Here is an 8533-nt window from a genome sequence, read left to right on the forward strand (position 1 = left end):
TCTGCCGAAGACCCGGAGCGGCAAGATCATGAGGAGGATACTGAGGAAGGTTGCCGCGAATGAGATAAGCGACCTGGGAGACACCACCACGCTGGCCGATCCTTCTGTCGTTGATGATATCGTGAAGAACAGGGTGATATAAAACAAGGAAGGAGGAAGCCGTGAATATTGTTGCATGTGTAAAGCAGGTTCCGGACACGGAAACCCTGATCAAAGTAAAACCTGACGGATCAGGAATCGATGAGGCCGGTATTAAATGGGTCATGAATCCCTATGACGAGTTTGGCGTTGAAGAGGCCCTGAAACTGAAGGAAAAGTTTGGTGGAGATGTCACCATCGTTTCTCTCGGACCGGCAAGGGCGCTGGAGACCATCAGAACAGCCCTGGCCATGGGAGCCGATAAGGGAATACATATCAGCGACCCTGCCTTTGACGGCGCTGATGCCTATACCGTAGCAAATGCCCTGGCAACAGCCATTAAAAGTATTCCCCATGACATCATCTTTTGCGGACAGCGGGCTATTGACGATGACTCGGGTCAGGTGGGCGCAATTGTCGCCGAATTCTTAAATATCCCTCAGATAACACTTGTTACAAAGGTTGACATAGAGGGCGCCTCCATAAAGGTGATACGACCGATTGAAGGGGCCCAGCTTTTGATTGAAAGTTCATTGCCGTGCCTGGTTACCGCACAGAAGGGGCTGAATGAGCCGCGCTATGCATCGCTTCCGGGAATCATGAAGGCAAAGAAAAAGCCCGTAGACGTTAAGGATGCCGCAGCCTTAAGTATTGCCATCGACGTGAAAGCAAAGATCGCCAAGACCTTGCCGCCGCCAGCCAGGCCTCCAGGAAAGATTATCTGCGGTGAGGACCCGGCAGAAAAGGCCAGAGAGTTGGCCAGACTGCTCAGGGAAGAGGCAAAGGTTATTTAATGATCTTGATAATGGAGGAATAAACAATGGCAAAAGGTGTATGGATCGTTGCAGAACAGAGATATGGAGCCTACCGCAAGATAAGTTTTGAACTTGCCAGTACAGCCAGGAAACTTGCCGACCAGCTTGGAGAAGAGGTCGGCGCCGTCCTGCTTGGTTCCGGAATTGAAGGAATTGCTGGTGAGTTAGGAAAATATGGAGTTGATAAAGTCTACATAGCCGACAACGCCCTTTTAGAACCCTATACCACAGACGCCCATGCTGCAGCAGTCGCCCGGCTGGTGAAGGAAAAAGATCCTTCTATACTGCTCCTTGGCGCTTCCGTTCAGGGTAAGGATCTTTCTGCCCGCCTTGTGGGTAAGCTGGCAACGGGAATGGCAACCGACTGTGTCGATGTAAAAATAGTCGATGGTAAATTGCTTGCTTTAAGACCCATGTATGCGGGTAAATGTTATGGTGAAGTCGTAACATCGTCTTTTCCCCAGATGGCATCGCTGCGACCCAATGTATTTCCCGCAGTCGAAAATCCTAAGACGCCGGAAGTAATTAAATTCGACCCCGGTCTGGATCCGGGTCAGTTGAAAACCAAGGTCCTTGAAGTGCAGAAGGATACAGCGGGGAAGGTTGACCTGACGGAAGCAACCATAATCGTATCCGGCGGGCGCGGAATGAAGGGACCGGAAAATTATGTAATCATTGAGGAGCTGGCAGATGTCCTCGGAGCTACGGTAGGAGCATCAAGAGCAGCAGTAGATGCCGGTTGGAGACCCCAGAAAGATCAGGTAGGACAGACCGGGAAGGTTGTTTCCCCTAACCTCTACATAGCCTGCGGTATATCCGGCGCAATTCAGCATCTGGCCGGTATGGGCACTTCCAAATACATCGCGGCAATTAATAAGGACCCGGACGCCCCCATTTTCGCGAGGGCCGATTACGGAATTGTGGATGATCTCTTCAAGATTGTTCCGGAACTTACTAAAGAGATCAAAAAATTGCTTGCATAATGAAACAGGGGGGCGGTTCTAACGCCCCCATTTTTTTTGAAAAATAGGTGTGCTATGGAACTATCAAAGTTTTCAGTTGGCAATGAGGGGAGAGAGGTCTTCTGGAATGCTGAGAATTTTGAGGGACTTCTTTTTGCCTTTACGGCTGTTGCTCTGGCCATTTTTGCCTACGGTCTCTACAAAAGGTGGCAGATGTGGACTGCCCTCGGCAAACCGGACGTCAGAAATGACAACATTCAGGAACGAATTAAACTGTTTTTCCTTAACGGTTTGCTCCAGATGAAAACATTCAAGGACGTCTATCCAGGCGTCATGCACGGGCTGATCTTTTTCGGGTTTTTGGTCCTCATATTCGGGGCCGCATTCGATGCAACGGAATTTCATATTGCCGAGCCCCTTGGCGTTCCCTTCCTGACGGGAAAATTCTACCTCGTCTTCTCTTTCCTCATGGAATTATTCGGCTTATTTGTCCTTATCGGCGTATTTATGGCTCTGGACAGAAGATACATCAGAAAACCCGATCGCCTCGGATACAAGGGAGAAGCTGATAACACACCCGATGATGCAATTACACTCCTTCTCATAGGGAGCATCATTGTAACGGGATTTGTTATTGAGGCGTTGAGAATCCACGTCACAAATCCTCCGTGGGAGGTATGGTCTTTTGTCGGATATACCCTGTCAAAGGCCTTTGCAGGTGTTGACTATGGTACGGCAAAAATCGCACATAAAGTAATGTGGTGGCTACATACATTCATCGCTTTAGGTTTCATTGCCTACATCCCCTACTCAAGACTGCTGCATATCATCACCACCCCTGCAAATCATTTTATGGCGTCATTGAAACCGGTTGGGAACCTTGAACCGATCCGTGATTTCGAAACGGCGGAATCCTTCGGTGCAGGTCAACTTGAAGATTTTACCTGGAAGCAGATATTTGATTCAGACGCATGCACGCGCTGCGGGCGATGCCAGGATGGTTGCCCGGCCTACCTGTCCGGGAAACAGCTTTCACCGAAGAAATTTATACAGGACGTGAAAACCTACTGGCTTGAGAGGGCCCCCCTCACCGTAGCGGCGAAGAAGGCTGCCGGTAAAGCCGGGGAAGGCGCAGTACCTGAAATACCGGCTCCGGAAAAAGCGATGACAGGCGAGGTAGTCAATCTCCACGAACTGTGGGACTGCACGAACTGCATGTACTGCATGGAAAATTGCCCTGCCTCAATCGAGCATGTCCCAAGATCGTAAACATGAGACAGTACAAGGTTCTGACGGAAGCGGATTTTGCCTCCGAACTCCAGTTGACTTTCAGGAATATGGAGAACAACTCAAACCCCTGGGGCATTGGTTCCCACCTCCGCTCTGATTGGGCCAAGGATTTGGGTATTAAGACCCTTGCTGAGGCTCCGGATGTGGAGTACCTCTTCTACGTCGGGTGCGCCGGATCGTTTGATGACCGGGGGAAGAAGGTATCGGCGGCATTTGCAAAGATCCTCCAGACTGCCGGTGTCAGCTTTGGTATTCTCGGCACCGAAGAGGGCTGTTGCGGCGATTCGGCCATGAGGGGCGGCAATGAATACCTCTCTCAAACCCTTATGCAAACGAATATTGAGGTCATGAACGGCTATGGTGTTAAAAAAATAATCTGTACGTGTCCTCACGGTTATAATAGCCTGAAAAAGGATTACCCCCACTTCGGTGGAAATTTCAAGGTCTATCACCATACGGAGATTATCGATCATCTAATTGCTACCGGAAAGATCACCCTCAAGAAACCGGTTGAAGGACTCTTCACCTATCACGACTCCTGCTTCCTCGGCAGATACAACAATATCTACGATCAGCCCCGCAAGATTCTTGCCTCTGTTCCCGGTATGAAGCTTACGGAAATGGAGCGGAAACTGGATAAGAGCTTCTGCTGCGGCGCCGGCGGGGCGAGAATGTGGATGGAAGAGCATGACGGTGAAAGGATCAATAACATGAGAACCGATCAGGCTATTGCTACAAATGCCAACAATATTGCTGTAGCCTGCCCCTTCTGTCTGACTATGGTGACCGACGGTCTTAAAGCCCGTGGGGTGGAAGAAAAAATGACATCCCTTGACATTGCTGAGATTGTCTGGCGGGCCATGGGACTTGAAGAGGAAAAACAGCCTGTAGATGTGTGCGTGACAAATGAATAGGTTGCCTAAAGAAAGACATTAGTTTTTAAAAGCCCCCTATCTGATAAAGCAGGGGGCTTTTTTTAATGGTAATTTCAATAAAATTATCTTAGAATTATTCACAACATAAAAAACGTAGTTTGTAATCTAATCATTGAAAACCTAACCCCGCGAGAAAGGAAGGTGCATGGATATGGCCGCAGAGATCAGATATCTGGACAAACCATGGTTGAAGTCCTATGAAAAAGGTGTACCGGCAACTATCAATTACGAAGAAATATGCATGCCTGACATCATGGACAGGACAGCAAAAGAGTTCCCCGATAAAACAGCTCTCATTTTTCAGGGATACACACTGACGTTCAGGCAGTTAAAAGAAATGGTGGATCGATTTGCGACGTGCCTTAACGCTTTCGGTATCAAGCCACGGGATGCCGTGGCTATCTTGTTGCCGAACGTTATCCCCTGCGTCGTCGCGTATTTCGCTATTTTGAAGGTAGGGGCAATTACGGTGATGAACAATCCCCTCTATACCGACCGCGAGCTCGACCACCAGTTCAACGACTCCGGGGCTAAAGCTCTGATTACCCTCGATCTCCTGGCGAATCGCATGATCGATCTCCGGCCGAAAACAAAGATCCGACAGATCGTATATACATCGATCGGCGATTATCTTCCCTTCCCGAAAAATATCCTTTTCCCGCTGGTGGCCAAGAAGAAAAAACTGGCTGCCGATGTAAAACCGGCGCCGGATGTTTTTAGATGGAAGGAGTGCATTGCCAAGCACCCGCCGAATCCGCCTGCCGTGAAGTTAGGTTTTGAAGATGTGGCCATGTACCAGTATACCGGGGGGACAACGGGGGTCTCCAAGGGAGTAATGCTCACCCATGCCAACCTGAGTAAACAGGTACAGCAGATAGCCGCCTGGTTACCTGCATTGCCGAGGGGTACAGAAACCATGCTGGGGGCGCTTCCCTATTTCCATTCTTTCGGGTTATCCGTATCCATGAATTTTGCCGTCCATTCGGGCTGGAGTCAGGTTCTGCTTCCCAGACCCCAGCCTCAGCCCCTGTTGGAAGCCATCAGAAAATTCAGGCCGACCTTCGCACCGCTTGTACCGACCATGTACATCGGGATGCTCAATCACCCTGATCTGAAAAAAACAGACATGGGCTGCATCAAGGGGGCCTTCTCCGGGAGTGCTCCCCTTCCCGTGGAGGTAATCCATGCCTTTGAGAAGATGACAGGGGCCATAATTGTTGAGGGCTTCGGACTGACGGAGACTACGCCTGTGACCCACGTCAATCCTTTTGGCGGTGTCCGCAAGGTGGGCAGCATCGGCATCCCTATTGCAGACACGGAGTGCCGCATTGTCAGCCTTGATGATGGTGTTACAGACATGCCGGGAGGAGAGCCGGGAGAACTGATCATCAAGGGCCCTCAGGTTATGAAGGGCTACAAGGATATGCCGGAAGAAACCGCGAATATGCTCCGGGATGGCTGGTGTTACACTGGAGACATCGCCACAATGGACCAGGACGGATACTTCTACATCGTGGACCGTAAAAAAGATATGATCATCTCCGGCGGGTTCAATGTCTATCCGCGTGATATTGATGAAGTATTCTACCAACACCCCAAGGTACAGGAAGCCTGTTCCATCGGCATCCCTGACCCCAAACGCGGGGAAAGCATCAAGGTGTTCGTGGTTCTCAAAGAAGGCGAAACAGCAACCCAGGAAGAACTTTTGGAGTATAGCGCAACAAAGCTGGCCAAATACAAGCTCCCGACAGATATTGAGTTTCGTAAAGAGCCTCAGGGCCGAAGAGCTGGAAAAACGCAAAAAGTAAATTATACCTGTTCTTTATAAATATCACAAAAAGGGGTTCTGAAGAGATTTTGAGCTACTCAGAACCCTTTTTTTACAAATGTTTCTCTTATGCCCCGAACTTCTCCAGCCTTCCTGCATGGGCCAGGGCTAGTCCCATGAGATGAACCATCGGTATTCTCCCCAGCCCTCCGCAGATGCAGTCCCTCTCGCCAAATCTTTCCACCCGGTCCGGCCTGCAGGTTGCCGAATACAGAAGCGCCGGTAAGGGATGCCAGCTGTGGGAGGCAAGGGCCGCCGGTGTGGAGTGATCACCCGTAACCACCAAGACATCAGGATTGAGGTCCGTAACCAGGGGAATCAGGGAATCCACTTCCTCGATTACCTTCACCTTGGCATCGAAATTACCATCTTCGCCCCGTGAGTCGGTCGGCTTCACGTGAACGAAGAAGAAGTCGTACTTCCCGTAATTTTCCCGGAGCGCCGTGATCTCCTCCTGAATGGTCGCCGGCTGAGGACCGATGACCATGCCCAGAAGCCGGGCAATGCCGCGGTACATTGGGTAGCTGGCAATGGCCAGGGCGTTAAGACCGAACCGTTCACTGATATACGGATACCTTCGATACCGGGAATAACCACGCAACAGCAGCATGTTCGCCTTTGGCTCGTCTGCAAGAACTTCCCGGGCTTTATCAATAAGTTTTTGAAGAAGGACCGCCGTTTCTTGCGCTTCCGGAACGAGGGCATTCGGTGGCAAGGGCGGGCATCCCGTCTTCTGGGGATCTGTTTCCTGCATTTCCTCCCTGAGGCCGTCTCCTCTCAGGGCGAGAAGGGCACGGTGTTCCCGGACCGGTTCAAAGATGATCTCCACATCTGATATTTTTCGGATACTTTCCTGAAGCTTCCCGCAGATTCGCCTGTTTGTCTCATTGTCAATCCTGCCGGCCCGCCGATCTATGACAACACCCTCCTTGTCGATCGTGGCAAAGTTGATGCGGATCAGGAGGTCCCGGTCGGTCATGGGAAAGTCGATCCCCGCCCCTTCCAGGATTCCCCTGCCGATGTTGTTTCTGACCGGGTCGTAACCGAAGAGGGCAAAGTGTGCCGGGCCGCTCCCCGGCGTTATTCCATATCCGATCGGATCCAGAAGCCCGCATACGGACTTCCTGGCCAGGGCATCCAGATTGGGCGTATTCGCCGCCTCCAGTTCCGTTTCTCTCCCACCCATGGGCAGACCGCCAAGGCCATCCATGATCAGAAAAATAATCTTCGTGTCATTTTTCACCACCAGGGAATCAATAAATTCCGAGTCCATATTACACCTCACACCCTTTCGAGTACTATAGCCATACCCTGTCCACCGCCAATACACAGGGTAGCCAAACCAAGATTCAGATTTTTCTTTTTCATCTGCATGGCCAGAGTATATGTAATTCTGGCGCCTGTGCAACCGATAGGATGCCCAATGGAAATACCGCTGCCGTTGATATTGCAATTGTCTAAATCGATCTTCAGTTCCCTCATACTGGCTATTGCCTGGACCGCAAAGGCTTCATTAAGCTCAACCAGATCGATGTCTTTCATGGTGAGACCGAGTTTTTTGAAAACCTTCCGTGTCGCGGGGATGGGCCCCAGTCCCATGTAGGCGGGGTCCACACCTCCTGAGGCAAATCCTTTAATCTTTGCAAGAGGTTCCAGTCCAAGCTCTTTCGCTTTTTCCGCGCTCATGACAACCACAGCCGCCGCGCCGTCGTTGATGCCGGAGGAATTGCCTGCCGTCACTGTCCCCCCGTCCTTCTTGAATGCGGGGGGAATTTTCGCCATTTTCTCGAGCGAAGTATCCATGGGACGTTCATCTACTTTAAATACCGTGGGATCGCCTTTTTTCTGAGGAATGACAACCGGCACGATTTCTTCGGCGTACGTTCCGTTTGCTATAGCAACCCTTGCCCTTTGATGACTCACCTTTGATGACTCAAGAGAGCAATTTCATCCTGTTCTTTTCGGGTGATCCCATATTTTGCAGCAATATTTTCCGCAGTAAATCCCATGTGGTAGCCATTAAAAATTTCATAGAGGCCATCATATACCATAACATCCGTGATCTGACCGAAGGGCATGCTCATGCGATATCCCCAGCGGGCATCCGTAAGGGCATACGGGGCATTGCTCATGTTTTCCATCCCCCCGGCAACAATGGCATCGGCATCACCGGCAGCGATAATCTGCGACGCCAGGGTTATAGCCTTCATGCCTGAAGCACACACCTTGTTGACCGTTATCGCGTTGGATTCTTCAGGCAAGCCTGCATAGATACCCGCCTGCCGTGCAGAATTTTGTCCAAGGGCGGCCTGGAGAACATTCCCCATGATACATTCATCAAAATAGACCGGTTTCAATCCACTTTCATAATCATAATATTTCTTATTGATGTCCGTCATGTCAAATTCACCAAACACATCAGGACGGCTGGATTTCACAAAATCACTAATTGCCGGTCTGAGACCCGCTCTCTTGATGGCCTCCCTGATAACCAGCGCACCCATATCGACTGTCTTCACACCATTCAGCGACCCTCCAAAACTTCCAACGGCAGTCCTTGCCCCA

7 protein-coding genes and 1 pseudogene are annotated in these 8533 nt (G+C 50.5%); 6 read left to right on the forward strand and 2 right to left on the reverse strand.

Annotation, left to right across the window (positions count from 1 at the left end; all coding sequences use genetic code 11):
* From NTW12_05885 to NTW12_05910, 6 genes are all read left to right on the forward strand, one after another.
* Positions 1–142 (forward strand): hypothetical protein (locus NTW12_05885; protein MCX5845876.1); only part of this gene is annotated, 142 nt, incomplete at its 5' end.
* Between the two features lie 19 nt (positions 143–161).
* On the forward strand, positions 162–932 hold the full coding sequence (locus NTW12_05890) for an electron transfer flavoprotein subunit beta/FixA family protein (protein ID MCX5845877.1): 771 nt from the start codon (positions 162–164) through the stop codon (positions 930–932).
* A gap of 26 nt (positions 933–958) precedes the next feature.
* On the forward strand, positions 959–1936 hold the full coding sequence (locus NTW12_05895; protein MCX5845878.1) for an electron transfer flavoprotein subunit alpha/FixB family protein: 978 nt from the start codon (positions 959–961) through the stop codon (positions 1934–1936).
* Positions 1937–1990: 54 nt separating this feature from the next.
* Positions 1991–3184 (forward strand): 4Fe-4S dicluster domain-containing protein, encoded by a 1194-nt coding sequence (locus NTW12_05900; GenBank protein ID MCX5845879.1) that lies wholly within the window; start codon positions 1991–1993, stop codon positions 3182–3184.
* Positions 3185–3186: 2 nt separating this feature from the next.
* A complete protein-coding gene (locus tag NTW12_05905; GenBank protein ID MCX5845880.1) occupies positions 3187–4119 on the forward strand; it encodes a (Fe-S)-binding protein in 933 nt (310 codons plus the stop codon).
* Between the two features lie 172 nt (positions 4120–4291).
* Positions 4292–5968, forward strand: a complete 1677-nt coding sequence (locus NTW12_05910) for a long-chain fatty acid--CoA ligase (protein ID MCX5845881.1) — start codon at positions 4292–4294, stop codon at positions 5966–5968.
* Between the two features lie 67 nt (positions 5969–6035).
* Here NTW12_05910 and NTW12_05915 read toward each other — a convergent pair whose 3' ends face one another.
* Together NTW12_05915 and NTW12_05920 are read right to left on the reverse strand one after the other, a co-directional pair.
* Positions 6036–7241: a 2,3-bisphosphoglycerate-independent phosphoglycerate mutase gene (locus NTW12_05915; protein ID MCX5845882.1), complete on the reverse strand. Its 1206-nt coding sequence runs from the start codon at positions 7239–7241 to the stop codon at positions 6036–6038.
* A gap of 8 nt (positions 7242–7249) precedes the next feature.
* Positions 7250–8533, reverse strand: a pseudogene (locus tag NTW12_05920) (acetyl-CoA C-acetyltransferase).

It is taken from the genome of Deltaproteobacteria bacterium (genome assembly GCA_026388545.1).
Lineage (GTDB): Bacteria > Desulfobacterota > Syntrophia > Syntrophales > UBA2185 > JAPLJS01.